Below are 24,741 nucleotides of genomic sequence, written 5' to 3'. Positions count from 1 at the left end.
GAGCCACGTGGGGGAGCGCTCGGGCTTCATGTGCTCGCGCCGGAACCCATAGAACAGCGAGCACGTACATCCCGCCGCGTCCCCGCACTGGAGCGCACCCCGCGCCGAGCCGCACCCACCCGTGGCGAGCCCCACCGAACACCCTCGCCCCCGCCCCACCGAGCCAAGCCGAGCCGAGCCGCACCCACCCGCGGCGAGCCGCACCAAACGCCCCCGCCCCGCCCCACCGAGCCGGCACCCCCCACACCCCCCGCCCCCGCACGGGTATTCGCACCGTCCCACCCCTCCGCAGCCCCCGAGGACCGACCGTCGTGCCCAAGACACCCACACCCACAGACCAGAGCCCGCACCCAGAGGCGCCGGCACCCACCCCCGACGCCACCCCCAACCTGCACCGGAGCCTCCGCCGCTTCGACATCACCGCGATGGCGGTGGCCGCGGTCATCTCCTTCGACACGGTCGGCCAGATCGCGACGGGCGGCGGCGAGGCGGTCACCTGGACGGCGGTCATCGCCGTCGCCTTCCTCATCCCGTACGCGCTGCTCTTCGCGGAGACGGGCGCGGCCTTCCCCCAGGAGGGCGGCCCCTACGTCTGGGTCAAGCTCGCCTTCGGCCGTCTGACGGCCGCGATCACGACCCTCTTCTACTGGGTGACGAACCCGATCTGGCTCGGCGGCTCCCTCGTGTTCATCGCGGCGGAGACCTGGGACGGCTTCGTGTTCAAGCTCGGCCAGGGCACGTTCGCCGACTACACGTTCAAGATCCTCTTCATCTGGATCGCGATCCTCACGGCGGTGGTCTCGCTGCGCAAGGGCAAGTGGATCACCACGGCGGGCGCGGGGGCGAAGGTCCTGGCTCTGGCCGTCTTCACGGGTACGGCGGTGGCGTACGGCCTGGAGCACGGCTTCCAGGGCCTGACCGGAACGGGTGCCACCGGCGCGCACGCGGCGACGTTCAGCCCCACCACGGCCGGCTTCCTGGCCCTGGTCCCGGTCCTCCTCTTCGCCTACGTCGGTTTCGAGGCCCCGAACGCGGCGGGCGAGGAGATGCACAACCCGCAGCGCGACGTCCCCGTGGCCCTCGGCCGCTCCGCGGCGATCGCGGCGGCCTGCTACCTGCTGCCGGTCCTCGCGATCCTCTCCGTGGTCCCGGCCGGCAAGGTGACCGGCATCGGCGGCTTCATGGACGGCGCCGCGACGATCTTCACCGTCTACGGGGGCGCGAGCGGCGCACTCCTGAAGACGACCGCGCTCCTCTTCGTGTTCGCGCTCCTCACCCAGGGCAGCGCGTGGATGATCGTCAGCGACCGGATGCAGGCGATGGCGGCGGCGGACGGCGGCTTCTTCAGCCGCAAGCTCGGCGCGTTCCACCCGACGCTCGGCACACCGGTGCGCACCAACCTCCTGTCGGGCGCGATCGCGACGATCTTCATGGTGGCGGCGATGCGCCTGGCGGACGGCGACGCGGCGGCCGTGTTCTCCGTCGTCCTGACCGTCGCGGTGACGACGCTCCTGCTCTCGTACCTGACGGTGATCCCGGCCCTGGTGGTGCTGCGCCTGCGCCACAGGGACGTACCGCGCCCCTACCAGGTCCCGTTCGGCAGCAAGGGCTTCATGGTCTGCGCGGTCCTGGTGTACGTGTGGATCCTCATCGGCTCCTGGGCGGCCCTGTTCCCCGGCACGCTGGAGGCGCTGCTCGGCATCACGTACGACTTCCACGGCACGTGGGGGGTGTCGCGGACGGCGTTCGAGGCATTCACGCTGGGCACGGTCGTCGCTCTGCTTCTCCTCGGCACCATCGGCCACACAGTGGCCAACGCGCTGAACTCCCGCGCGCGCGTGCGCCGTTGACGCGCCCGCAGGCCTGGGCATGAACTGAGTGTCAGGCAGTTCGCCCCCGAGGAGGGAACCCCATGGCCGAGTCCCCCACCCCCGAAGCCGTCACCGAGCAGCCGACGGACGTCGTCGCGCACCCGCACCGGCTGGTTCTGCTAGGTGCCTGCGGCTGCGGCTCGGGCTGCGGCTGCGGCTGCCAGTCGGGCGCACCGTGCCAGTGCGGCGGCTGCTGCGGCTGAGTTGCTACGCGCAAGACATGGGGCCCCGCACCTGACACCAGGTGCGGGGCCCCGTCGTACGACCATCACCCCGAGCGGGGCGCGGCTCAGCTCCCGTCGACCGGCTGCGGCTGCGGCGGCTGGATCTCGTCGGCGTGCTCGCCGGTCACGAGATACACGACCCGCTTGGCCACGGACACCGCGTGATCGGCGAACCGCTCGTAGTAACGCCCGAGGAGCGTCACGTCCACGGCGGTCTCGATGCCGTGCTTCCACCGGTCGTCCATCAGGTGCTGGAACAGCGTCCGGTGCAGCTGGTCCATCTCGTCGTCGTCCTGCTCCAGCTGCAGGGCGAGGTCGACGTCCTTGGTGATGATGACCTCTGCGGCCTTCGCCATCAGCCGCTGCGCGAGCTGCCCCATCTCCAGGACGGTCGCGTGCAGGTCGTGCGGAACGGCCTTGTCCGGGAACCGCAGCCGCGCCAGCTTCGCGACGTGCTGCGCCAGGTCACCGCTGCGCTCCAGGTCGGCGCTCATCCGCAGCGACGTCACGACGATCCGCAGATCGGTGGCCACGGGCTGCTGCCGCGCCAGCAGGGCGATCGCCCGCGCCTCCAGGTCGTGCTGAAGATCGTCGACCTTCTGGTCCGCCGCGATGACACTCTCGGCCAGCTTCAGATCGGCGTCGAGCATGGCCGTGGTGGCGCGCCCGATCGCCGACCCGACAAGGCGGGCCATCTCGACCAGGCCCTCGCCGATCGAGTCAAGTTCCTCGTGGTACGCGTCACGCATACAACTGTCCCTCTCACTCACTTCGGGGCTTTCGTGCCCCACGCTCCCACGTTCGGCCCAGTACGCGTCCGTTTCCGTCACCCCAAATGAATCACCCCCGTACCCAAGGTGAACTCTGGGCGACGAGCGTTCGAAACGGCACCTTGACGGCTGTGGGCACCACTCAAGAGGCGCATAACCTGAATGCATGGACGTGAACGCGGCGGTCGCCGCAGCGGCAGCGATCGCCGGGGTGTGCACCGGCGTGATCGCCATGCTGGCGTTCCGCTGGAGCGAACGCGACCAGAAACGCCCCACCCGTACCTCCCTGCACACAGAAGCGGTTCTTCCACCCGGCGTCGACACCGTCCTCTCCGTACTGCGCTCCTCCGCCGTCGTCCTCGACGAGGCGGACAGCGTGGTCAAGGCCAGCTCGGCGGCGTACGCCCTCGGCCTGGTCCGGGGAGGCAAGCTGGCCGTGGAGCCGATGCTCCTGATGGCCAGGGACACTCGTAGAGACGGCGAGATACGCCAGGTCGAGCTGGACCTGCCACGGCGCGGCACCGGCCGCGGAGACGCACTCGCCGTCTCCGCCCGCGTGGCCCCGCTCGGCTCCCGCCTGGTCCTGCTCCTCGTCGAGGACCTGACCGAGGCCCGCCGCATCGAAGCGGTACGACGCGACTTCGTCGCGAACGTCAGCCACGAACTCAAGACCCCCGTCGGCGCGCTCAGCCTCCTCTCCGAGGCGGTCATGGACGCGTCCGACGACCCGGAGGCGGTGGAGCGCTTCGCCGGCCGCATGCAGATCGAGGCGACCCGCCTGACCAACCTGGTCCAGGAGCTCATCGACCTCTCCCGCGTCCAGAACGACGACCCCCTCGAAGACGCCGAGCCCGTCCGCGTGGACGAACTCGTCGCCGAGGCGATCGACCGCTGCCGCCACCAGGCCGGCACGAAGCAGATCACCATGGCCGCGGGAGGCACCGCGGACCTCCAGATCTGGGGCAACCGCGGACAGCTCGCCGCCGCCCTCGGCAACCTCGTCGAGAACGCGGTCAACTACAGCCCGGCACGGACCCGCGTGGGCATCGCCGCCCGCCGCGTCAGCGCGCCCGGCGGAGACCTCATAGAAATGGCGGTCACCGATCAGGGTCTCGGCATCTCCGACAAGGACAAGGAGCGCATCTTCGAGCGCTTCTACCGCGTCGACCCGGCCCGCTCCCGGGCCACCGGCGGCACCGGCCTCGGCCTCGCCATCGTCAAGCACGTGGCTGCCTCGCACGGCGGGGAAGTCACCGTATGGAGCTCCGAAGGCCAGGGCTCCACGTTCACCCTGCGGCTGCCGGAGGCAGGCGCGACCCGCGACCGCGGCCCAGGACACGTAGGCGGCGACGCATACGGACACCACGACGGCAACGACGCCGCCGGGCCCGACGAGACAACCGCATACGACCCCATTCCTGCCGCCCCGGAGGTCCTTCCGTGACCCGAGTGCTCGTCGTCGAGGACGAGGAATCCTTCTCCGACGCCCTGTCGTACATGCTTCGCAAGGAGGGTTTCGAGGTCGCCATCGCGGCCACCGGCCCCGACGGACTCGACGAGTTCGAGCGCAACGGCGCCGACCTCGTCCTGCTCGACCTGATGCTGCCCGGCCTGCCCGGCACCGAGGTCTGCCGCCAGCTGCGCGGCCGCTCCAACGTCCCGGTCATCATGGTGACCGCCAAGGACAGCGAGATCGACAAGGTCGTGGGCCTCGAAATAGGAGCCGACGACTACGTCACCAAGCCCTTCTCGTCCCGTGAGCTGGTCGCCCGCATCCGCGCGGTGCTCCGCCGCAGGGGCGAGCCCGAGGAGGTCACCCCGCAGGCCCTGGAGGCCGGCCCGGTCCGCATGGACGTGGACCGCCACGTCGTCACGGTCTCCGGCTCCAAGGTCGACCTCCCCCTCAAGGAGTTCGACCTCCTGGAGATGCTCCTGCGCAACGCGGGCCGCGTCCTCACCCGCATGCAGCTGATCGACCGCGTCTGGGGCGCCGACTACGTGGGCGACACCAAGACCCTCGACGTCCACGTCAAGCGCCTCCGCGCCAAGATCGAGCCGGACCCGGGCGCCCCGCGCTACCTGGTGACGGTGCGAGGCCTGGGCTACAAGTTCGAGCCGTAGACGACCCGGGCCCGCGGAGGCCGGACGGAGTCCGGCACAGCGCCCGAAGCCTGCGAGGCCCCTGGGGCCGAGCAGTGCGAGGGCCGCACGCGGGATGAGGCTCGAGCCGTGAACAGTGGCCTGGGCACGTGCCGGACATGAAAGGGCGGGACCCCCATCAGGGTCCCGCCCTTTCATGTCATGCACGTCATGCGCGTACGTACGCGATCAGTGCCCGGCGGCCTTGTGCGAGGCGGACGCGCCGGCGGCCGGGGTGCCCGAGGCCGAACCGGACGGCGAGACGGACCCGGAGGGGGTCGCCGAGCCGGACGGCTTCACCGAGCCGGACGCGGACTGCGTCGGCGTCGCGGTCGGCACGGCCGGGACCTCGCTCGGCCCCCACTGCTTGAAGTAGGACTCGGCCGGCACGACGAACGCCGTGATCTTGACCGCGCCCGTGGTGCTGAACGTGAACGTGATGTTCTGCGCGTTGCCGTCGAGCACGGCGGTGCGGCTGTTGGGCAGCTGCGCGGACGCGTTGCCCTTGCCGCCGAGGACGAGGGAGCCCCCGGCCGGGATCGTCACGGTCTTCTTGCCGTCGGCGGCCGTGAGGGCGGCCGCCTTGCCGACGCCGTCGACCACGACGGAGTCGAGGGTCTGCGCCTTGCGGCCGTTGTTGAAGAGCGTCGCGGTGATGACCGCCGGACCCTTGGACTTCAGGTCGGGCTGCGTGATCACGGTGGCGTTCTGGATCCGGACGTCACCGACCGAGGTCTCGGCGTTGTCCGGCTTGATCTCCAGCGTCTGTGCGTTGCTGCCGGCGCCGCACGCGGCGAGCGAGGCGATCGAGAACGCGATGGCGGCGGCGGCGAGGGCGCCGCGTCGAAGGCTGCTGCTCACGGCGGCGGCAACTCCTAAACGTGGGCGGTACGGGTCTGGACACCTGGACGGGTGTAAAGCCGCCCTAAGGGTCTGTCAGCGGGCTCAGGTTACCGAGCCGTTGTCGCACCGCTGCACCCGACCCGCCCCAAGAGCATGTCCGGCGGATCAGGGCCGGTGTCCGGCACCCCTCGGCCCACCCGTCACCCGGACCTCTCCGGCCCCCGTCGGCCCCTCTCACCTCACCAAACGTGACCGGTCGCATTGGCCTCCCGTTCACCATTCACATAACTCCGCGGAGCCGCCCCTGCGGATTTCCCGTAAGGAATGCATGGCGGTACGGAAAATCGATCACCCGCCACGGTGATCAATTCCGGATTCTGGTCGCACGCGCCTCCGGGTCACCGAACGGAGTAGCGGAAGTTCCGTGACTTGAACCACGCAAACCAGGACGTTCAACCTCCTGCGCGGGCCTCCGGGTAGGTGTACGGTGCGCGTTTCATCTCCGCCGAAGAGCCGCTCCGACCTGCGAATACCGCCTTCCGTGAGGTCTCCGCAGCACGTTCCGGTTGTTGTTGTCAAGCCCCGAGATATGCCCTGACCTGCGAAAACGCCATTCAGAAGACGCCGTATCCGTGTTACCCTGGATAGCCACGGAAGGGGTACCTGTCACATGACGTTCAAGGTTGGCGACACCGTGGTCTATCCCCATCACGGGGCCGCGCTGATCGAGGCTATCGAAACTCGCCAGATCAAAGGCGTGGACAAGACCTACTTGGTGCTGAAGGTCGCGCAGGGTGACCTGACGGTGCGTGTGCCAGCGGACAATGCGGAGTTCGTCGGCGTGCGTGATGTGGTCGGTCAGGACGGTCTCGACCGGGTCTTCGAGGTGCTTCGCGCGCCGTACGCCGAAGAGCCCACGAACTGGTCGCGCCGCTACAAGGCAAATCTCGAGAAGCTCGCCTCCGGCGATGTCATCAAGGTCGCGGAAGTCGTGCGTGACCTGTGGCGCCGGGAGCGCGAGCGCGGACTGTCCGCAGGTGAGAAGCGCATGCTCGCCAAGGCGCGGCAGATCCTGGTGAGCGAGCTCGCGCTCGCGGAGAACACGAACGAGGACAAGGCCGAGGCCCTGCTCGACGAGGTTCTCGCGTCCTGACGTGTGCCCTGACCGGCACGCGGCTGCGCAATCAAGTCCCGGGTGAAAGCCCAGGCGCATGAATAATGCCGCGGTGCCCGCTGACCCTCCATGGTGTCGCCGGGCGCTGCGGCATGTTCGTACCCGCACTCTGTACCGAAGCGCGGTCTGCTCGCGCCTACTCCTTGGTGTGCCGGGCCCGGGCAGCTGGCTCGACCAGATGTCACGGAAGGGTCTGGTCGAGGCGTCGCGCCCGGCACTGGTGTTGGCCATACCCACCTCGGTCGAGCACACAAACCTGAACGGAAGCGATGTCTGACGAAACGCGGCCCCCGCGCACAGCGGCCGTGATTCCGGCGGCCGGCCGGGGCGTGCGCCTCGGCCCGGGCGCCCCCAAAGCGCTCCGCGCGCTCAACGGCACCCCCATGCTCATCCACGCCGTCAGGGCCATGGCCGCCTCGCGGTCCGTCTCCCTCGTCGTCGTGGTCGCCCCGCCCGACGAGGCGTCAGCCGCGGAGGTGAAGCACCTCCTCGCCGACCACGCGCTGCCCGAGAGGACCGACTTCGTCGTCGTCCCCGGCGGCGAGACCCGCCAGGAGTCGGTGAAGCTCGGTCTCGACGCGCTGCCGCCCGGCATCGACGTCGTCCTCGTCCACGACGCGGCCCGCCCCCTCGTGCCCGTCGACACGGTCGACGGCGTCATCGAGGCCGTACGCGAAGGCGCCCCGGCCGTCGTCCCGGCGCTGCCCCTCGCGGACACCGTCAAGCGGGTCGACCCGCGCACCGACGGCGGCCCCGAGCTCGTCGTCGCGACGCCCGAACGGGCCCGGCTGCGCGCCGTGCAGACCCCGCAGGGCTTCGACCGCGCCACGCTCCAGCGCGCCCACGAGACCGTCACCGACGACGTCACCGACGACGCCAGCATGGTCGAGCAGCTCGGCCTGCCCGTCGTCGTCGTGCCGGGCCACGAAGAGGCCTTCAAGGTGACCCGCCCCCTCGACCTCGTGCTCGCCGAAGCGGTACTCGCCCGGAGGAGGGCCAACGATGGGTTCTGAACCGCCGGTCATGCCGGTCCTGCCCCTCGTCGGCATCGGCACCGACATCCACGCCTTCGAAGAGGGCCGCGAACTGTGGTGCGCCGGCCTCAAGTGGGAGGGCGAGGGCCCCGGTCTCGCCGGGCACTCCGACGCCGACGTCGTCGCGCACGCCGCGTGCAACGCGCTGTTCTCCGCGGCGGGTCTCGGTGACCTGGGCGCCCACTTCGGTACGGGGCGGCCCGAGTGGTCCGGCGCGTCCGGACTCACGCTGCTCGCGGAGGCGGCACGCATCGTGCGCGACGCGGGCTTCGTCATCGGCAACGTCGCCGTACAGGTCGTCGGCCCGCGGCCGAAGATCGGGAAGCGGCGGGACGAGGCGCAGAAGGTCCTCTCGGAGGCGGCGGGTGCGCCCGTCTCCGTGTCCGGCGCCACGACCGACGGCCTGGGTTTCCCCGGCCGCGACGAGGGGTTGATGGCCGTGGCGACGGCGCTGGTCGCTCGCGTCTAGGGCGGGTGCGGGTGCGTCGTGGCTGATCGCGCAGTTCCCCGCGCCCCTGAGGTGCACCGCACTTCGTGCGACACCTCATCGGGGAAATGCGGCGCGCAGCGCCTGCATTTCAGGGGCGCGGGGAACTGCGCGACCAGCCCCCACCAACCCGCACCCGTACCACCCCCCACCCCCGGAGGGAACCGGCACCCCTTGGCGCCCACTACCCTGGAGGGGTGACTATTCGCCTGCACGACACCAGCGCCCGGAAGATCCGTGACTTCGTCCCGCTGACACCGGGTTGTGTCTCGATCTACCTCTGTGGTGCGACCGTGCAGGCCGCCCCGCACATCGGGCACATCCGGTCCGGCCTCAACTTCGACATCATGCGCCGCTGGTTCACGTACCGCGGCTACGAAGTGACGTTCGTGCGGAACGTGACCGACATCGACGACAAGATCATCAAGAAGGCCGCCGAACAGGGCAGGCCCTGGTGGTCGATCGGGTACGAGAACGAGCGCGCGTTCAACGACGGTTACAGCGCCCTCGGCTGCCTGCCGCCCACGTACGAACCGCGCGCCACCGGGCACGTCACCGAGATGGTCGAGATGATGCGCGGCCTCATCGAGCGCGGCCACGCCTACGAGTCCGAGGGCAACGTCTACTTCGACGTGCGCTCCTTCCCCGGCTACCTGGAGCTGTCCAACCAGGAACTGGACAACCTGCTCCAGCCGGAGAGCGACGGCGAGACCGGCAAGCGCGACCCCCGCGACTTCGCGATGTGGAAGGCCGCCAAGCCTGGCGAGCCCAGTTGGGAGACCCCCTGGGGCCGCGGCCGGCCCGGCTGGCACCTGGAGTGCTCAGCCATGGCCCACAAGTACCTGGGCACCGCCTTCGACATCCACGGCGGCGGCATCGACCTGATCTTCCCGCACCACGAGAACGAGATCGCTCAGGCCAAGGCCTTCGGCGACGAGTTCGCCACGTACTGGGTGCACAACTCGTGGGTCACCATGAGCGGCGAGAAGATGTCGAAGTCCCTGGGCAACTCGGTCCTCGTGTCCGAGATGGTCAAGGAGTGGCGCCCGATCGTGCTGCGCTACTACCTCGGCACCCCGCACTACCGCTCGACCATCGAGTACAGCGAGGAGGCCCTGCGCGAGGCCGAGTCCGCGTTCGCGCGGATCGAGGGCTTCGTGCAGCGGGTCACCGAAATGGCAGGGAAGGCCGTCAACCCCGCCGACGAGGTACCGCCCGCCTTCGCCGAGGCCATGGACGACGACCTCGGGGTGCCGCAGGCCCTCGCGATCGTCCACACCACGGTCCGGCAGGGCAACAGCGCCCTCGCCGCCGACGACAAGGACGCCGCCATCGCCCGCCTCGCCGAGGTGCGCGCCATGCTCGGCGTCCTCGGCCTGGACCCGCTCGACCCGCACTGGGCCGGCGAGAGCGACCGCGGCGAAGAGCTGCACGGCGCCGTCGACACCCTCGTACGGCTCGTCCTCGAGCAGCGCGAGTCCGCCCGCGCCCGCAAGGACTGGGCCACCGCCGACGCCATCCGCGACCAGCTCGGCCAGTCCGGGCTCGTCATCGAGGACAGCCCGACCGGGCCGCGCTGGACGCTCGGCCCGCGCTGAGGACCTGCGCGAATGTGCTGCCCGGGCCTCCGGGCGGCACACTTCATAGACGTACACACGTACATAGACGCCCACACGCATCACACAGACAGGTAGATCATGGCCGCGAACAACCGCCGCATGTCCGGCAAGAAGGGCGCGCAGGTCGGCAGTGGCGGCCAGCGACGCAAGGGCCTCGAAGGCAAGGGTCCCACGCCGCCCGCCGAGATGCGCAAGAAGCACAAGAAGAACCGCATCGCGAACGCCAAGGCCAAGCAGGCCGCCCGCCGTCCCGCGACGCTGAAGAGCCGCGGCGGCAAGGGGACGTCCGAGATGGTCGTCGGGCGCAACTCCGTCGTCGAGGCGCTGCGCGAGGGCGTGCCCGCGTCGATGCTCTACGTCCAGCAGTTCATCGACAACGACGAGCGGGTGCGCGAGGCGCTCCAGCTCGCTGGTGAGCGCGGCGGCATCCACCTGATGGAGGCCCCCCGCCCCGAGCTCGACCGCATGACGAACGGCCTGAACCACCAGGGCCTCGTCCTCCAGGTCCCGCCGTACGAGTACGCGCACGCGGAGGACCTCGCCGCGGCCGCCTACGACCAGGGCGAGGACCCGCTCATCGTCGCGCTCGACGGTGTCACCGACCCGCGCAACCTCGGCGCCGTCGTCCGCTCCGTCTCCGCCTTCGGCGGCCACGGCGTCGTCGTGCCCGAGCGCCGCGCGGCCGGCATGACCGCCGGCGCGTGGAAGACGTCCGCGGGCGCCGCCGCCCGTACGCCCGTCGCCCGCTGCACCAACCTGACGCGCGCACTGGAGGCGTACAAGAAGGCGGGCATCGCCGTCGTCGGCCTCGCGGCGGACGGCGAGCACACCGTCGGTGACCTCGAAGCCCTCGGCGGGCCCGTCGTCATCGTCGTCGGCAGCGAGGGCAAGGGCCTGTCCCGCCTCGTCGGCGAGACCTGCGACTACCGCGTACGGATCCCGATGCCGGGCGGCACGGAATCCCTCAACGCCGGTGTGGCCGCGGGCGTCGTGCTGTACGAGGCGTCGCGCCGCAGGGCCTGAGCAGGCGGTCCGGGCCGCGATCTTGACGCGGTCCGGACATTTGCACACGGTCAAGGCAGTGTCCTAAACACACATCACTCGGTTAGATGAGTGTGGACACCAGAACACCCCGCACATCTACGGGGGACCGCTCGCCCGGATTCGGCCCCGGATTCGATTCCGGATTCGACGACGGCCCCGCGCTGAGCATGGTGAAGGTGCCGTGCGATCCCGCGCAGGTCGTCGTGAGCCACGCGAGTTTCCGCGTGCAGCTCCCGAGGGAGCAGCAGGCGCAGTCCCCCCGCATCTCACGGCACCTGGGCTCCCTCGACCAGACCGCCCGCATCCCCGTCGTCGGCGCCGCCGCCGCACGCCGGCGCGCCCCGGTCGTCTGGAGCGGCAGGTCCGCGCCCGGCGACCCCGGGGCCACCGGCCTCCTCCAGGCGGCCCGCAGAGCCGGCGAAAGCACGCTGCCCCGCCGTGACTTCGAGGGCGGGGACGGCGGCGCCACCCAGGTCATCCCGCGCATCGACCTCGACACCGACCTCGCGGACGACGTCACCGGCGAACTGCCCACCGTCACCGACCGGGGCACCCGGCTCCTCCCGCAGCAGATGCGCCAGGCGGGCAGCGCCTTCGAAGAGGCCCCCTACCAGCAACCCCCGTACGGCAACGACGAGTTGACCGGCGACGGGTTCGGCGACGGGTTCGATGACGGTTTCGACGACGGTTTCGACGACGGGGACAAGGGCGCTGCCGCCCGGCGGCACGGCGCCGACCCGGTGCGCCACGCCTACTACCCCGGCCGCCGCATGAACCTCGGCGTCGTCCTCCTCCCCCTCCGCGTCTTCCTCGGCTTCATCTCCATCTACGCCGGCATGGGCAAGCTCTGCGACCCCGTCTACTTCGACGGCGGCGACCGCGGCTCCATGGTCAAGTGGCTCAACTCGCTGCACCCGTGGGCCCTCGCCGAACCCCTGCGCGACTTCGCCCTCCAGCATCCCGTCGGTGCCGGACTCTGCATCGCCTTCCTCCAGGTCGTCGTCGGCGTGCTCACCGTCCTCGGCCTCTGGCAGCGCGTCGCGGCCGTCTTCGGCGTACTCCTGTCGGCCGCCCTCATCGTCACCGTCAGCTGGAAGACGGTGCCCGCCTACGACGCGCCCGACATCATCTACCTCGCCGCCTGGTCCCCGCTGATCATCGCCGGCGCGCCCGTCTACTCCGTCGACGGCCGCCTCGCGGGCGGCGCCTGGCGCCGCCTCGGCCCGCGCGCCGAACTGTGGGAGCTGCGCCGGTACGTGCTCCGCCGCGGCGCCGTCGTCACGACCGTCGTCGTCGGCCTCACCCTGCTCATCGGCTCGCTGCTCGGCGGCGCCGTACGGGACGCGGGCCGGGTCACGGCCCCCGGCCCCGGCGAGGCCCCGCGCAACGAACTGCCCGGCTCCCCGCTCCCGTCCGAGCCCGGCCACAAGCAACACCGCCCGACTCACTCGGCTGCGCCCAACACGCCGACGCAGGGCGCTACTTCGGCCAAGCCGTCCGGCGCTGCCAGCTCCCCCGGCGCCGCCCCCACGACGAGCGGCGCGGGCCAGCCCAGCCAGACGCAGGGCACCGGCCAGGCGCCCCCGCGGTCCGCCCCGCCGGCCCAGCAGCCCCCGGCGACCAGCAGCGGGCCCAGCTCGGGCGGCGGCACGGGCGCCGGTGGCGGCACCGGCGGCTCGGACAGCAGCAGCGGCGGCTCCGGCGGAGGCGACAAGAACTCGGGCCTCCTCGGCGGAGTCCTCGGCGGCTGATCCGCTCTCCGTACGCGCAAGGGGCCCGCACACCACGTGTGCGGGCCCCTTCCACGTACTCGGATGGACTCGGACGGACCTCAACGGCCCGGCGCGGACAGCTCCTTCGCGGCCTCGGTGAGGTCCTTCGCCGTGTCGATGGCCCGCCAGTACGCGCCCTGCGGGATCGGGAAGCCGGCCAGGCGCTTGGCGCGGGCCAGACGCGGGAACGTGGTGCGCTCGTGGTCACCGCGGTCCGGGAGCAGGCCCGTGAAGGCGGGGGAGAAGACGTAGACACCCGCATTGATCAGATACGGGGACGGCGGCGCCTCGACGAAGTCCGTGATGTGGCCGAACGCGTCCGTCTCGACGGCGCCCCACGGGATGCGGGGGCGGGCCAGGGCGAGGGTCGCGGTGGCGTCGCGCTCGGCGTGGAAGTCGGCCATCTCGCGCAGCGAGAACCGGGTCCAGATGTCGCCGTTCGTCGCGTACCAGGGGCGGTCGGGGTGCGGCAGGTGGGCGGCGGCGTACTTGAGGCCGCCGCCACGGCCGAGGGGTTCCTTCTCGACCACCGTGGTGACGCGCAGGGGGAGTTCGGCCCCGTCGAGCCACTCCTGGAGCACCTCGGCGAGATGCCCGCAGGAGACGACCGCGTCGGTCACGCCCTCGCGCGCCAGCCAGGCAAGCTGATGGCCGATGATCGGGGTCCCGGTGCCGGGGATCTCGACCATCGGCTTGGGCCGGTCGTCGGTGTAGGGCCGCAGACGCGAACCCTGGCCGCCGGCCAGGACGACGGCCTGTGTGGGGTGGTGCGGGCTGTGCGCGTGCGGATCAGGGGCCTGGTCTGGGGCCTGGGCGCTCGTCATGCCCGCACTGTACGTCGGCCCCTTCCCGGCCGGCCGTGAAGGGCGTGAGGCGTCAGCCGCGCGCTGCCGTGGCGACACCCGTGGCGAACGCGGTGTCGCAGACGGGGCGGGCGAAGGACTGGGCGCGGGAGGGACCGTAGGCCTGCACGGCGGCGCGGCCCAGGGCGCGCGCGAGGGAGACGCAGTGCTTGGCGAGGGACGGCCGCTCGTGCATCTCCTGCTGGAGGTGGGTGAGCGCGATACCGGGGTCCTTCTCCTGGAGTTCGAGCAGCAGCTTGTCGCGCAGGACGTCCTGCGGGGCGCGCGACTTGGCGCGGGCCGAGACGTTCTGCGAGGAAGCGGTGAGGATCGAGTCCGAGGAGCTGCCGGACCAGTTCACTCGGGTGACCGCGAGTGTGCCGGAGAGCACCAGCATCACCGGCAGGACGAACGCGAGCGTGCGGGCGGCGCGGCGGGCGGGGCCCTGGCCTCGGCGCGGCTTCTGGGTGTAGTTGGCGGAGTGCGTCACGCGAGTGAGCGTAGCGGTCGGTGATGATTTGGCGACATTTAGTCACTCGGTCGAGGGATGGGTAATCCGGTTTTGTTTAACGCGTGTTGACGTACGGGGGTCGAACGGGGCTCGAAATGGCCGGTCTGCCGGGGTATTTGTCGACAACGTCGCCTCCCGTACCGCCCAGGACGCGGTGGAGCCCCGCACCGAAGCGCGGGGCTCCACAACGGAAACGGACGGGGCGTCAGTCGGTGAGACGCTCGCCGGTCGAGGAGGAGAAGACGTGGGTCTCGCCCGGGCGCGGCACGACGTGCAGCTCGGTGCCCTTCGCCGGGACCTGGCGGCCGTTGACCCGGACGACGAGGTCCTTGGCCTCGCCACCGACCTGCGCGGTGCCGTAGACGTAGCCGTCGGCGCCGAGTTCCTCGACGACGTTCACCGAGACGGCCAGGCCCGCGGGGGCGTCCGCGCTGTCCTTCGTGAGGGCCTTCGCGGCCTCGCCGCCGCCCTGCTCGACGATGTCGAAGTGCTCCGGGCGGACGCCGACCGTGACGGTCCGGTCGCCCCTGTCCGAGGCGGCCTTGAGGGCCTCACGGTTCACCGGCACGACCGAGTTGCCGAACTTCACGCCGCCGTCGGTGATCGGGACCTCGACGAGGTTCATCGCCGGGGAGCCGATGAACCCGGCGACGAAGAGGTTCGCCGGCCGGTCGTACATGTTCCGCGGCGAGTCCACCTGCTGCAGCAGCCCGTCCTTCAGCACTGCCACCCGGTCGCCCATCGTCATGGCCTCGACCTGGTCGTGCGTGACGTACACGGTGGTGATGCCGAGACGGCGCTGCAGCGAAGCGATCTGCGTACGCGTGGACACACGCAGCTTGGCGTCGAGGTTCGACAGCGGCTCGTCCATGAGGAACACCTGGGGCTCACGCACGATGGCGCGGCCCATCGCGACGCGCTGACGCTGACCACCGGAGAGGGCCTTCGGCTTCCGGTCCAGGTATTCGGTCAGGTCGAGGATCTTGGCGGCCTCCTCGACCTTCTGGCGGATCTCGCTCTTGTTCACGCCGGCGATCTTGAGCGCGAAGCCCATGTTGTCGGCGACGGACATGTGCGGGTAGAGCGCGTAGTTCTGGAACACCATGGCGATGTCCCGGTCCTTGGGCGGCAGGTGGGTCACGTCGCGGTCGCCGATGCGGATCGCTCCGCCGTTCACGTCCTCGAGACCCGCGAGCATGCGCAGGGAGGTCGACTTGCCGCAGCCGGACGGACCGACCAGGACGAGGAACTCGCCGTCCTCGATCTCGATCTCCAGGCCGTCGACGGCGGGCTTGGTGGAGCCCGGGTAGATCCGGGTCGCCTTGTCGAACGAAACAGTAGCCATGGCTGTGAAGCCCCCTTCACCGGCAGGAACGTGCCGGACGATCCGTTGTGGAAGGAAGGATGAGGTCTAGTCCACGTAGTGAACTGCCGTGACGCTACCGCTCGGATCCGGGTTTGTCAGTAGCAGGCGAGTTCGAATTCTCTGATGACGTGCGGACGATCCGATTGACCCTGCCGCCTTGGCGAGCGACGTTTCCTGCTTCACGGTTCACAGCCGTGGAGCGGCAGGTTTCCCACTGCCCGCACGGTCTCATGTGAACTCCACAGGCATTCCGGCCGACGGCCCATCGGTCCGTACCGCTGTCGCCGCCCTACGCGGCCAGTCGAATCTCCTTCGACAACTCGGACGCCTTGATCAACGCCGGGGCCTTGCTGCCGGGCGGCAACGAAATCGAGACCTGCCAGTACAGGCGCATCCCCTCGTCGCGAAGGTTCACCGCCGCGTTCTCATCCCGGTCATGCTGCGCCCCGCACTCGGTACACGCCCACTGCCGCACCGACACATCCAGCTTCGGCCCCACGGCATGACACCCGGAACACCGCCGCGTCGAGGGGAAGAACCGGTCCACGACCACCAGCGTCCGCCCGTACCACTCGCACTTGTACGTGAGCATGCGCAACAACGTGCCCCACGACGCATCTCTGATCGCCTCGTTCAACCGGGCCTTACGCCGCCGGCCCTTTCCCTTCCCCGCAGCCATCAGGGACGCCACAGACAGATCCTCCACCACGAGCACTTGGTTCTCGCGCACGAGGCGGGTGGTGAGCTGATCCAGCATGTCCCTGCGCACATCACTGATCAGCGCGTACAGCCGCGCGATCTTCAGGCGCACCTTCTCCCGGTTCCGTGACCGTAGCTTCTTCCGGTGCAGCTCCTGCTGCAAGCGCTTCAGCCTGGCCTGGTACCGCCGCAGCAGACGCGGATGATCCACCTTCGTACCGTCATCGAGCGTCACCAACGACGCCAACCCCAGATCAAGCCCCACCGCCTGCGGCTCCCGCGTCCCCGCGACGAACACCGCAGGCAGTGCGGGGACCACTTCCTCGACCAGAAACGACACGAAGAAACGCCCCGCCCGATCCCGCGACATCGTCAACCGCAACGGCGTGTCACCGGCTGGCAGCGGCCGCGACCACCGCACATCCAACGGCTCGCGCTGCAGAGCAAGCTTCACCGCCCTCGTCCCCGGCCGCTCCGGATCCTCCCTCCAGCTGAAACCCGTACGCATATACGTCGCCGAATCGGGCGAACGCCCCTTCTTCTTCCGCTTCGGATACTTCGCCGAGCCGTCGAAGAACCCCTGGAACGCCGCCTGCAGATGCCGCAACGGCTGCTGCAGCACCGTCGACGACACCGCACGCAACCACGACATCTCCACCGACTGCCGCCACCCCGTCAACGCCCGGCACGTCTCCGCGAAACCCACCGACACCCGATACTCACGCCACGCCTTCTGCCGCAGCGCCAGCCCCTCGTTGTAGACCCAACGGCACGCACCGAACGTCTTCGACAACTGCGCCGCCTGCTCCTCGGTCGGATAGCAGCGGTAGCGGTACACGCGGTGCTGGGCGCCCAGAGCTTTGACGTGGCTCTTCAGGGGTGTGGCCTTGCGAGTCTGGTGCTTGCGACGGCGGGTTCAGAGGCTGTGTACAGTGGTGCCGCCTTCGTGTGCGGCTTTGTAGCGCGCGATGCCCCCTTAGCTCAGTTGGTTTAGAGCGCGTGATTTGTAATCTCGAGGTCGTCGGTTCGAATCCGACAGGGGGCTCCATGAGGAGAAAGGCCCAGGTCACGGGTGTGACCTGGGCCTTTTCGATGCTAGGCGCGGCCCGCGATTCGGTTCGCCGCCTTGGCCAGGCGGGAGTCCGTGGTGGTGTGGGTGGTGAGTTCTCGGTGGTCGGCTGCGTTGTAGGTGGCGTACATGCCGTGGACGCCGAGCCAGCGGAAGGGTTCGGGTTCCCACTTGCGGACCTTGTGGTTGACCCAGGGGAGGGTGGTGAGGTCCGTGGGGCCTGACTGGCCGGAGTCCTGTTGGACCAGGTCGCGCAGGGTGCGGGCGGCGAGGTTGGTGGTGGCGACGCCCGAGCCGACGTAGCCGCCCGCCCAGCCGAGGCCCGTGGCGCGGTCGAGGGTGACCGTGGCGCACCAGTCGCGGGGGACGCCGAGGACGCCGGACCAGGCGTGGGTGACGGCGACGGAGGCGAGCTGGGGGAAGAAGCGGGTGAGGATGGCGCGCAGGGCCTCGATGGTGGCGGGCTGGGTGCGGCCGTCGTTGTCGGTGCGGGAGCCGTAGCGGTAGGGGATGCCCCGGCCGCCGAGGGCGATGCGGCCGTCAGCGGTGCGCTGGGCGTACATGTAGGCGTGGGCCATGTCGCCGAGGGTTTCGCGGCCTTCCCAGCCGATGGACTCCCATTGGGCGGGGGAGAGGGGCTCCGTCGCGATCATGGAGGAGTTCATGGGGAGCCAGGTGCGGCGCTGGCCTTTGAGGGAGGCGGTGAAGCCCTCGGTGCAGCGCAGGATGTAGGGGGCGCGGACCGTGCCGTAGGGGGTGACGGCGTGCTTCGGTTTGATCTCGGTGACGGGGGTCGACTCGTGGATCGTGACGCCGAGTTCCTCGACGGCGGCTGCGAGGCCCTTGAGGAGTTTGACGGGGTGCAGGCGGGCGCCGTGGGGGGTCCAGGTGGAGCCGACGGCGCCGAAGACGCGGACGCGTTCGGCGGTCTCGCGGGCGCCGTGCAGGGTGCGGTCCTTCTCGCCGTAGGCGACCTCTGCCGCGTGGAAGGCCTTGAGGCGGGCCAACTGGGCGGGTGTGTAGGCGATTTCGAGTACGCCGCCGTGGTGGATGTCGGCGTCGATGTCTTCTTCGGCGGCGGCGCGGATCACCTCGGTGACCGTGTCGTTCATGGCTTCCTGGAGGCGGACGGCCGCGTCGTGGCCGTGGAGTTTCGCGTAGCGGTCGCGGCCCGCGATGCCGTTGTAGAGCCAGCCGCCGTTGCGTCCGGACGCGCCATAGCCGCAGAACTTCTGTTCGAGGACGGTGATGCGGAGGAAGGGTGCGGCCTTCTTCAGGTAGTACGCGGTCCACAGGCCCGTGTAGCCGCCGCCGACGATGACGACGTCGGCGGACGCGTCGCCCGGCAGGGGTTCGCGGGCGGTGGGGATGCCGTCGTCCGCGTACCAGAACGATATGCCGCCGTTGACGGTGGCCTGGGCGCCGTGGGTGCCGTTCTCGCTGCTCATGGCCCCGGACGTTAGCGCTCCGACAGGGGGTTCGGGGAGTCCTTGCGTGGGTGCAGGAGGGTCAGGGGGTTCACGGGGGCGCCCCGGTCGCGGGTGAGGGGGTGGCAGGCGAGGCCGATGAGGACGGCGGTGAAGTGGCCGAGGTCGGTGAAGGTGCGGCCGGTGATGAGCGGCGCGCCGTAGATGACCAGGACGGCGGCGAGGTAGAGGTGGCGCCAGGGCGGGGCGAGCCGGTACGTGAGGATGCCGACGACGCCGGCGAGCGCGTAACTCACGCCGACGTCGAGGGTGTTGACGGACGAGGCGGGTACGTGGGCGTGGCGGATGGCCCAGAGGAGCGCGCCCTCGCTGATGAACGTGGCCAGGACGTGGGAGAGCGCGACGACGGCGAGCCAGCGCCAGGTGTCGAGCCAGCGTTCGGCTTGTGCGTGGAACACCGTGTAGAGGGCGGCGTACGGCCACCAGTGGCTGCCGTCGATCCAGAAGGCCGAGGTGACGAGGACGCGGGCCGGGTTCCGTGACAGTTCGTGGAGGTTGGTGGAGCGCTGCCGCAGGAACTCCTGCTCGAAGTGGGGGCTCATGTGGTGCAGGGCGACTGTCGTGACGAACAGGGCGGCGAGCCAGATGTAGGTGCCGGGGGCGTGGCGCACGTAGGACCAAACGGCTCGGCGGAATCGGCTGAATCGGCGCATGTATGGCATTCAGGCATGCGCGTAGGGTCGTCCGGGTGATCGACATTCCGGTCGGCCTGGTCGAGTACCGGTACCGGTACTCGGGTGCGGGGCCGCACTGGTTAGCCTGCGGTCATGATTCGTACCGCCACTCCCGCCGACGTCCCCGTCATCCACGCCATGGTCCGTGAGCTGGCCGACTACGAGAAGGCGCTGCACGAGGCGCGGGCCACCGAGGAGCAGTTGCGGGAGGCGCTGTTCGGGGAGCGGCCGGCCGCGTTCGCGCACATCGCGGAGGACGACACGACGGGCGAGCCCGTCGGCTTCTGCCTCTGGTTCCTGAACTTCTCCACGTGGCGCGGGGTGCACGGCATCTACCTGGAGGACCTGTACGTACGGCCGGAGGCCCGCGGCGGCGGCCACGGCAAGGCACTGCTGACCGAGCTGGCGCGGATCTGCGTGGAGCGCGGGTACGAGCGCCTGGAGTGGTCGGTCCTCGACTGGAACGAGCCGTCGATCAACTTCTACAAGGCCCTCGGCGCCGCGCCGCAGGACGAGTGGACGGTGTACCGGCTGACGGACGAGGCGCTGGCCCGGCTCGGTTCGTAGGCGGTGCCCCGATTGTCAGTGGGGGCGGGCAGCATGGGGGCATGGCGGAGAAGCGAGTGGTGAGGCCGGTGAAGTCGTCGTCGGCGAAACCGGCGGCGGTGAAGAAGGCGCGGAGGCCCGAGGTGCGGCTGCCTCCGTTGGCGCCCTGGACGGGCGGCGAGCTGGAGCCGGACGGGGACTACGACGGGGTGGAGTTCACGGCGGCGGACTTCACCGGGCAGGACGGGGGCGGCGCCACCTTCATGGACTGCGCGCTGGAGGGGTGCGGGTTCGACGAGGCGCGGCTGACGCGGGCCCGGGTCCTCGACTCCGTGCTGACGGGCATCCGGGGGGTGGGCACGGACCTCGCGGAGGCGACGCTGCGGGACGTCGAGGTGGTGGACGCCCGGCTCGGCGGGGTCCAGCTGCACGGGAGCGTGCTCGAACGGGTCGTGGTGCGCGGCGGCAAGATCGAGTATCTGAACCTGCGCAAGGCGCGCCTGAAGGACGTCGTCTTCGACGGGTGTGTGCTGGTGGAGCCGGACTTCGGGGGTGCGCGCCTGGACCGGGTCGAGTTCCAGGGCTGTGTGGTGCGGGGCGCGGATCTGACCGGCGCCGTGCTGACGGATGTGGACCTGCGGGGCGTGGCCGAGCTGAGCATCGCGCGCGGGGTGGACCGGCTGGCGGGGGCGGTGATCAGCCCGGCCCAGCTCTTCGACCTGGCGCCGGCGTTCGCGGCGGAGATCGGGGTGCGGGTGGAGTAGGGGTTTCCCGTGGGGGGGCTGGGGTGTCAGCGGTCGTTCGGGACGCGGGGGAAGCGGGACTGGAGGTCCCAGATCGCCGGGTTGTCCGCCAGGTCCTCGTGCAGGTCGGTGAGGTCCGCGATCAGGTCGTGCAGGAAGTCGCGGGCCTCGCGGCGCAGTTCGGTGTGGGAGAACGTCAGGGGCGGCTCGTCGGCCTCCATCCAGTCGGCCTCGATGTCGACCCACCCGAAGCGGCGTTCGAAGAGCATGCGGTCCGTCGACTCGGTGAAGTCGAGTTCGGCGTACTGCGGCTTCGAGGCGCGGCTGCCGCGCGGGTCGCGGTCCAGCTGCTCGACGATGTCGCACAGCGCCCATGCGAAGTCCAGGACCGGTACCCATCCCCAGGCCGTGGCCAGCTCGCGGTCGGCCTTGGTGTCGGCGAGGTAGACGTCGCCGCAGAAGAGGTCGTGGCGCAGCATGTGGACGTCCGCGCGGCGGTAGTCCAGCTGGATGGGGTCGGGGAAGCGGCGGGAGAGGGCGTAGCCGATGTCGAGCACGTAGCCGATGGTGTCACGGGCCGGGGGCGTGGGGCCGGGGGGTGTCGGTCAGGGGCGTGGGTCTGGGGGCGTGGGTCCGTCGGCCGGTGCGTGCTGGGCAACGCCCCCGGTGGAGGTCGCTCCCCGTCATCCCAGCAGGCGCTGGTCCTTCACCCCAGCAGTCGCTGGTCCTTCACCCCAGCAGGCGCTGGTCCTTCACCCCAGCAGTCGCTGTTCCTTGGCCACCGCGACCGCGCCCGCCCGCGTGTCCACGCCGAGCTTGTCGTAGATCCGGCCCAGGTGGGTCTTCACCGTGGCCTCGCTGATGAACAGGGCGCGGGCGATGTCCCGGTTGCCCAGGCCCTGGGCGAGCTGGGCGAGGATGTCGCGCTCGCGGTCGGTGAGGGACGGGCGGGGGCTGCGCATGCGGGCCATGACGCGGCTCGCGACCGGCGGGGACAGCGTCGTACGGCCCTGGGCGGCGGCCTGGATCGCGGCGAACAGTTCCTCGGGGCGCTCCGCCTTGAGGAGGTAGCCCGTGGCGCCCGCCTCGATGGCCCGGGTGATGTCGGCGTCCGTGTCGTACGTGGTGAGGACGAGGACATGCGGGGCGTCGCCGGGGCCCGCGGTGAGGCGGCGCGTGGTCTCCACGCCGTCGATTCCCTCGCCGAGCTGCAGGTCCATGAGGACGACGTCCGGCGCCAGTTTCGAGGCCAGGGCCAGGGCTTCCTCGCCGGTGCCCGCCTCGCCCACCACCTCGATGTCCGGCGCGCTGTCGAGCAGGGCGAGCAGTCCGGCGCGTACGACGACGTGGTCGTCGCAGACGAGGATGCGGACGGGGCGGGGTGCGGCCGGGCCGGTCATGGTGGCGTCTCCAGGGGGATGGCGGCGGACAGTACGGCACCCTCGCCGGGCACCGACTCGATGGTCAGTGTGCCGCCGAGCTGGCCCACGCGTGCACGCATCGCGGGCAGTCCGTGGCCGCGGACCCCGGCCGCCGTGCCGGGCAGGACGGACGGGTCGAAGCCGTGGCCGTCGTCCGCGACGTCCAGGACGACCTGGTCGTCGAGGAGCGTGAGCGTGAGGGCGGCGGTGGTGGCGTCCGCGTGCTCGCGGACGTTGGCGAGGGCGCCCTGCGCGATCCTGAGCAGGGCCGACTGCACCCGGTCGGGCAGGTCGGGGCGGCGGCCGCCGTCGTCGATGTGGACCCGCACGGTGAGCCGGTCGCCGGACTCGCGGGCGGCCAGCGCGTGCAGCGCCTCGCCGAGGCCGCCGCCGGCCGCGAGGTCGGCGGGCGCCAGGTCGTGCACGAAGCGGCGCGCCTCGGTGAGGTTGTGTTCCGCGATGGACTCGGCGGTTCTGACGTGGGCGCGGGCCTTGTCCGGGTCGGCGCCCCACATCCGTTCCGCGGCCTGCAGCAGCATCTGCTGGCTGGACAGGCCCTGGGCGAGCGTGTCGTGGATCTCCATGGACAGACGCTGGCGCTCGGCCAGCATTCCCTCGCGGCGCTCGGACGCGGCGAGTTCACGGCGGGTGCGGATCAGGTCGTCGATGAGACGGCGCTGGCGGGCCGACTGGCGTTCCATCTGGATGAAGACCGCCGAGGCGATCGCGGCGACGGCCGGCGGCGCGAGCACCAGGTCCGGGTCGAAGCGGCCCGACAGCTCCAGCTGGGCCAGGACCACGAGGAGGACGAGCAGCGTGAGCAGGACGATCGCCGCGCGCGGGCGCAGGGTGCGCAGGCCCGTGTAGAAGAGCGGCACCGCGCACCAGGCGAAGCTCGGCGCGAGCACGACGAGTACCGCCCACACGGTGACGACCGCGAACAGCCAGGCGTAGCGCGGCAGCCGCGTCCGTGGTGTCAGGCGCAGGCCGCGGCCGGGGCCGAGGACGTACAGCACGGCCAGTACGACGCTGAGCGCGATGATCCAGGGGACGCGCTCCTCGTTGTTGTGGCGTATCAGGAAGCGGGCCAGGGATGAGCCGAGGAGCAGGAAGAACGCTCCGTGCATCACTGCCTTGAGCCAGCGCGCGTCGGGATCGACGACGGCCTCTTCGAGCAGGGCGTCGTCGGAGGTCTCACCAGAGATCTCGGTTACGTCGCCTCGGCCGCCGGCCGGGCGTTCGTGTGCGGGCATGTCCGCTTCCACACCTCCTCGTAGCTGCGAAAACCCCGAATGAACTGGGCAAACACTCCCATTCTCCGGTACCCGCCGGAAGCGGGGGTCATCCGATCGGCTGACCCCCGCGTCCACCGCTCGGGACGCAGGGGCCAGCCGGTACGCCGACGGTCCGGACCCGGTTCCGGACCCAGGATGGATACCAGAGCGGGACGGCGACGAGAACGAGAAGCCGCCCGGTCGACGGGACCCGGACAGCAGGGTCCGCACCGGACCCGGCGCCCGAAGCCCGGAACGCCGGACACCCGCGACGGACGTCGGTCCATGCGACGCCGCCCACGATTCTCAGGAGTTGCCGAGCCATGAAGAAGATCTCCCAGTTCTCCAAGCGTGCCCGCATCGCCACCGGTGGCGCCGTCCTCGCGGCCGTGGCCGCCGGTACCTTCGGCACCGTCTCGGCGAGCGCCGCCCCGGCCGCCGCGCCCATGGCGAACGTCCAGGAGAGCAGCACCACGACGTCGACCCACCTGACCATCGACGCCGCCACCAAGGCCGCGCAGGCCGCTCTCGACGCCGCGAAGAAGGACAACCAGCGCGTCTCCGTGGCCGTCGTGGACCGCAACGGCAACACCATCGTGACCCTGCGCGGCGACGGCGCCGGCCCGCAGTCGTACGAGTCGGCCGTGAAGAAGGCGTACACCGCCGTCTCCTGGAACGCCCCGACGTCCGAGCTGGCCAAGCGCCTCACGAACGCGCCGACCCTGAAGGACATCCCGGGCACCCTGTTCCTCGCGGGCGGCGCCCCGGTCACCGCCAAGAACGCGCCGATCGCCGGCGTCGGTGTCGCGGGTGCGCCCTCCGGCGACCTGGACGAGAAGTTCGCGCAGGCCGGCGTGGCCGCCCTCAACAAGTAAGGCCCACGCGTAAGACCCACGCGTAAGGCCCACGCGTGGTCCTGCCTCTTGGACCCCGGCGGTATCCGGCTTCCCCCCCGTGCCCGGTACCGCCGGTCTCGTCCCACTCCACGTCCCACCCCCACCCAGAACCGCCGCCCCTGGACCCTGGAAGGAAGGAGCCCGGTCATGCCGTTGCCGCTGCCGTTGCCGACCGCTGTCCGGATCTCCGTCACCAGGTTCGGCGCCGCCCGGATCTCCGCCGGCCGGTTCGCGTC

The 24,741-nt window shown here is 70.7% G+C and carries 24 protein-coding genes and 1 tRNA gene; 14 read left to right on the top strand and 11 right to left on the bottom strand.

From position 1 onward, the window contains the following. The first annotated feature begins 311 nt into the window (after positions 1–311). Together EOT10_RS35075 and EOT10_RS41500 are read left to right on the top strand one after the other, a co-directional pair. Positions 312–1,850 (top strand): APC family permease, encoded by a 1,539-nt coding sequence (locus EOT10_RS35075; RefSeq protein WP_223281373.1) that lies wholly within the window; start codon positions 312–314, stop codon positions 1,848–1,850. 62 nt (positions 1,851–1,912) lie between these two features. After that, positions 1,913–2,074, top strand: coding sequence for a hypothetical protein (locus EOT10_RS41500; protein ID WP_189492488.1), 162 nt, complete (start codon positions 1,913–1,915; stop codon positions 2,072–2,074). Positions 2,075–2,160: 86 nt separating this feature from the next. Here EOT10_RS41500 and phoU read toward each other — a convergent pair whose 3' ends face one another. Further along, the gene (gene phoU, locus EOT10_RS35070; RefSeq protein WP_127832430.1) at positions 2,161–2,844 is read right to left on the bottom strand and encodes a phosphate signaling complex protein PhoU; all 684 of its coding nucleotides are present in this window, start codon (positions 2,842–2,844) and stop codon (positions 2,161–2,163) included. Positions 2,845–3,031: 187 nt separating this feature from the next. Here phoU and phoR point away from each other — a divergent pair, with 187 nt between their 5' ends. Both phoR and phoP read left to right on the top strand, forming a co-directional pair. Further along, positions 3,032–4,309 (top strand): two-component system sensor histidine kinase PhoR, encoded by a 1,278-nt coding sequence (phoR, locus tag EOT10_RS35065; protein ID WP_127832429.1) that lies wholly within the window; start codon positions 3,032–3,034, stop codon positions 4,307–4,309. 5 nt (positions 4,310–4,314) lie between these two features. Further along, entirely contained in the window at positions 4,315–4,986 is a 672-nt protein-coding gene (phoP, locus tag EOT10_RS35060) for a two-component system response regulator PhoP (RefSeq protein WP_468975769.1), read from the top strand. A 207-nt stretch (positions 4,987–5,193) separates the two neighbouring features. Here the strand turns inward: phoP and EOT10_RS35055 are convergent, their stop codons facing one another. Next, positions 5,194–5,865, bottom strand: coding sequence for a copper chaperone PCu(A)C (locus EOT10_RS35055; protein ID WP_127832428.1), 672 nt, complete (start codon positions 5,863–5,865; stop codon positions 5,194–5,196). Positions 5,866–6,517: 652 nt separating this feature from the next. Between EOT10_RS35055 and EOT10_RS35045 the strand changes: the two genes are divergently transcribed. From EOT10_RS35045 to EOT10_RS35020, 6 genes are all read left to right on the top strand, one after another. Continuing rightward, complete coding sequence (locus EOT10_RS35045) at positions 6,518–7,000, top strand: CarD family transcriptional regulator (protein WP_003953493.1); 483 nt, start codon at positions 6,518–6,520, stop codon at positions 6,998–7,000. A 290-nt stretch (positions 7,001–7,290) separates the two neighbouring features. After that, the gene (gene ispD / locus EOT10_RS35040) at positions 7,291–8,034 is read left to right on the top strand and encodes a 2-C-methyl-D-erythritol 4-phosphate cytidylyltransferase (RefSeq protein WP_127832427.1); all 744 of its coding nucleotides are present in this window, start codon (positions 7,291–7,293) and stop codon (positions 8,032–8,034) included. Beyond that, the gene (ispF, locus tag EOT10_RS35035; RefSeq protein WP_127832426.1) at positions 8,024–8,524 is read left to right on the top strand and encodes a 2-C-methyl-D-erythritol 2,4-cyclodiphosphate synthase; all 501 of its coding nucleotides are present in this window, start codon (positions 8,024–8,026) and stop codon (positions 8,522–8,524) included. The genes ispD and ispF overlap by 11 nt, the downstream gene beginning before the upstream one ends. A gap of 215 nt (positions 8,525–8,739) precedes the next feature. Continuing rightward, complete coding sequence (gene cysS, locus EOT10_RS35030) at positions 8,740–10,140, top strand: cysteine--tRNA ligase (RefSeq protein ID WP_127832425.1); 1,401 nt, start codon at positions 8,740–8,742, stop codon at positions 10,138–10,140. Between the two features lie 99 nt (positions 10,141–10,239). Continuing rightward, positions 10,240–11,184, top strand: a complete 945-nt coding sequence (gene rlmB / locus EOT10_RS35025; protein ID WP_127832424.1) for a 23S rRNA (guanosine(2251)-2'-O)-methyltransferase RlmB — start codon at positions 10,240–10,242, stop codon at positions 11,182–11,184. Positions 11,185–11,276: 92 nt separating this feature from the next. After that, the gene (locus tag EOT10_RS35020) at positions 11,277–12,956 is read left to right on the top strand and encodes a DoxX family protein (protein WP_127832513.1); all 1,680 of its coding nucleotides are present in this window, start codon (positions 11,277–11,279) and stop codon (positions 12,954–12,956) included. Between the two features lie 80 nt (positions 12,957–13,036). Here EOT10_RS35020 and EOT10_RS35015 read toward each other — a convergent pair whose 3' ends face one another. The 4 genes from EOT10_RS35015 to EOT10_RS35000 form a co-directional block, all read right to left on the bottom strand. Continuing rightward, the gene (locus EOT10_RS35015; RefSeq protein WP_127832423.1) at positions 13,037–13,801 is read right to left on the bottom strand and encodes a nucleotidyltransferase family protein; all 765 of its coding nucleotides are present in this window, start codon (positions 13,799–13,801) and stop codon (positions 13,037–13,039) included. A 52-nt stretch (positions 13,802–13,853) separates the two neighbouring features. After that, positions 13,854–14,309, bottom strand: coding sequence for a hypothetical protein (locus EOT10_RS35010; RefSeq protein ID WP_127832422.1), 456 nt, complete (start codon positions 14,307–14,309; stop codon positions 13,854–13,856). A 226-nt stretch (positions 14,310–14,535) separates the two neighbouring features. Continuing rightward, positions 14,536–15,675, bottom strand: a complete 1,140-nt coding sequence (locus EOT10_RS35005) for an ABC transporter ATP-binding protein (RefSeq protein WP_127832421.1) — start codon at positions 15,673–15,675, stop codon at positions 14,536–14,538. Positions 15,676–15,985: 310 nt separating this feature from the next. Further along, entirely contained in the window at positions 15,986–17,233 is a 1,248-nt protein-coding gene (locus tag EOT10_RS35000) for an RNA-guided endonuclease InsQ/TnpB family protein (protein ID WP_223281372.1), read from the bottom strand. A gap of 132 nt (positions 17,234–17,365) precedes the next feature. Between EOT10_RS35000 and EOT10_RS34995 the strand changes: the two genes are divergently transcribed. After that, positions 17,366–17,443: transfer RNA gene (locus EOT10_RS34995), tRNA-Thr, on the top strand. 47 nt (positions 17,444–17,490) lie between these two features. Here EOT10_RS34995 and EOT10_RS34990 read toward each other — a convergent pair. Together EOT10_RS34990 and EOT10_RS34985 are read right to left on the bottom strand one after the other, a co-directional pair. Next, on the bottom strand, positions 17,491–18,912 hold the full coding sequence (locus tag EOT10_RS34990; RefSeq protein ID WP_127832420.1) for an NAD(P)/FAD-dependent oxidoreductase: 1,422 nt from the start codon (positions 18,910–18,912) through the stop codon (positions 17,491–17,493). Between the two features lie 11 nt (positions 18,913–18,923). Beyond that, complete coding sequence (locus EOT10_RS34985) at positions 18,924–19,604, bottom strand: rhomboid-like protein (RefSeq protein ID WP_317617383.1); 681 nt, start codon at positions 19,602–19,604, stop codon at positions 18,924–18,926. Between the two features lie 114 nt (positions 19,605–19,718). Between EOT10_RS34985 and EOT10_RS34980 the strand changes: the two genes are divergently transcribed. Beyond that, the gene (locus EOT10_RS34980) at positions 19,719–20,192 is read left to right on the top strand and encodes a GNAT family N-acetyltransferase (RefSeq protein WP_127832419.1); all 474 of its coding nucleotides are present in this window, start codon (positions 19,719–19,721) and stop codon (positions 20,190–20,192) included. Between the two features lie 41 nt (positions 20,193–20,233). Next, a complete protein-coding gene (locus EOT10_RS34975; protein ID WP_127832418.1) occupies positions 20,234–20,935 on the top strand; it encodes a pentapeptide repeat-containing protein in 702 nt (233 codons plus the stop codon). 26 nt (positions 20,936–20,961) lie between these two features. On the opposite strand, the gene EOT10_RS34970 is transcribed toward EOT10_RS34975, so the two are convergent. The 3 genes from EOT10_RS34970 to EOT10_RS34960 all read right to left on the bottom strand — a co-directional run bounded on the left by EOT10_RS34970 (position 20,962) and on the right by EOT10_RS34960 (position 23,462). Next, positions 20,962–21,471, bottom strand: coding sequence for a hypothetical protein (locus tag EOT10_RS34970; RefSeq protein WP_127832417.1), 510 nt, complete (start codon positions 21,469–21,471; stop codon positions 20,962–20,964). Between the two features lie 195 nt (positions 21,472–21,666). Beyond that, positions 21,667–22,314, bottom strand: a complete 648-nt coding sequence (locus tag EOT10_RS34965; RefSeq protein WP_127832416.1) for a response regulator — start codon at positions 22,312–22,314, stop codon at positions 21,667–21,669. Continuing rightward, positions 22,311–23,462 carry a sensor histidine kinase gene (locus EOT10_RS34960; RefSeq protein ID WP_223281391.1) on the bottom strand — a complete coding sequence of 384 codons (1,152 nt, stop codon included), beginning with the start codon at positions 23,460–23,462 and terminating at the stop codon, positions 22,311–22,313. Before EOT10_RS34960 ends, EOT10_RS34965 begins: the two co-directional genes overlap by 4 nt. 470 nt (positions 23,463–23,932) lie before the next feature. On the opposite strand from EOT10_RS34960, the gene EOT10_RS34955 reads away from it, so the two are divergent. Beyond that, on the top strand, positions 23,933–24,484 hold the full coding sequence (locus tag EOT10_RS34955) for a GlcG/HbpS family heme-binding protein (RefSeq protein WP_127832414.1): 552 nt from the start codon (positions 23,933–23,935) through the stop codon (positions 24,482–24,484). Positions 24,485–24,741: the final 257 nt, after the last annotated feature.

It is taken from the genome of Streptomyces antnestii (assembly GCF_004005495.1).
Taxonomy (GTDB): domain Bacteria; phylum Actinomycetota; class Actinomycetes; order Streptomycetales; family Streptomycetaceae; genus Streptomyces; species Streptomyces antnestii.
This window is presented reverse-complemented; position numbering and strand designations above follow the sequence as displayed.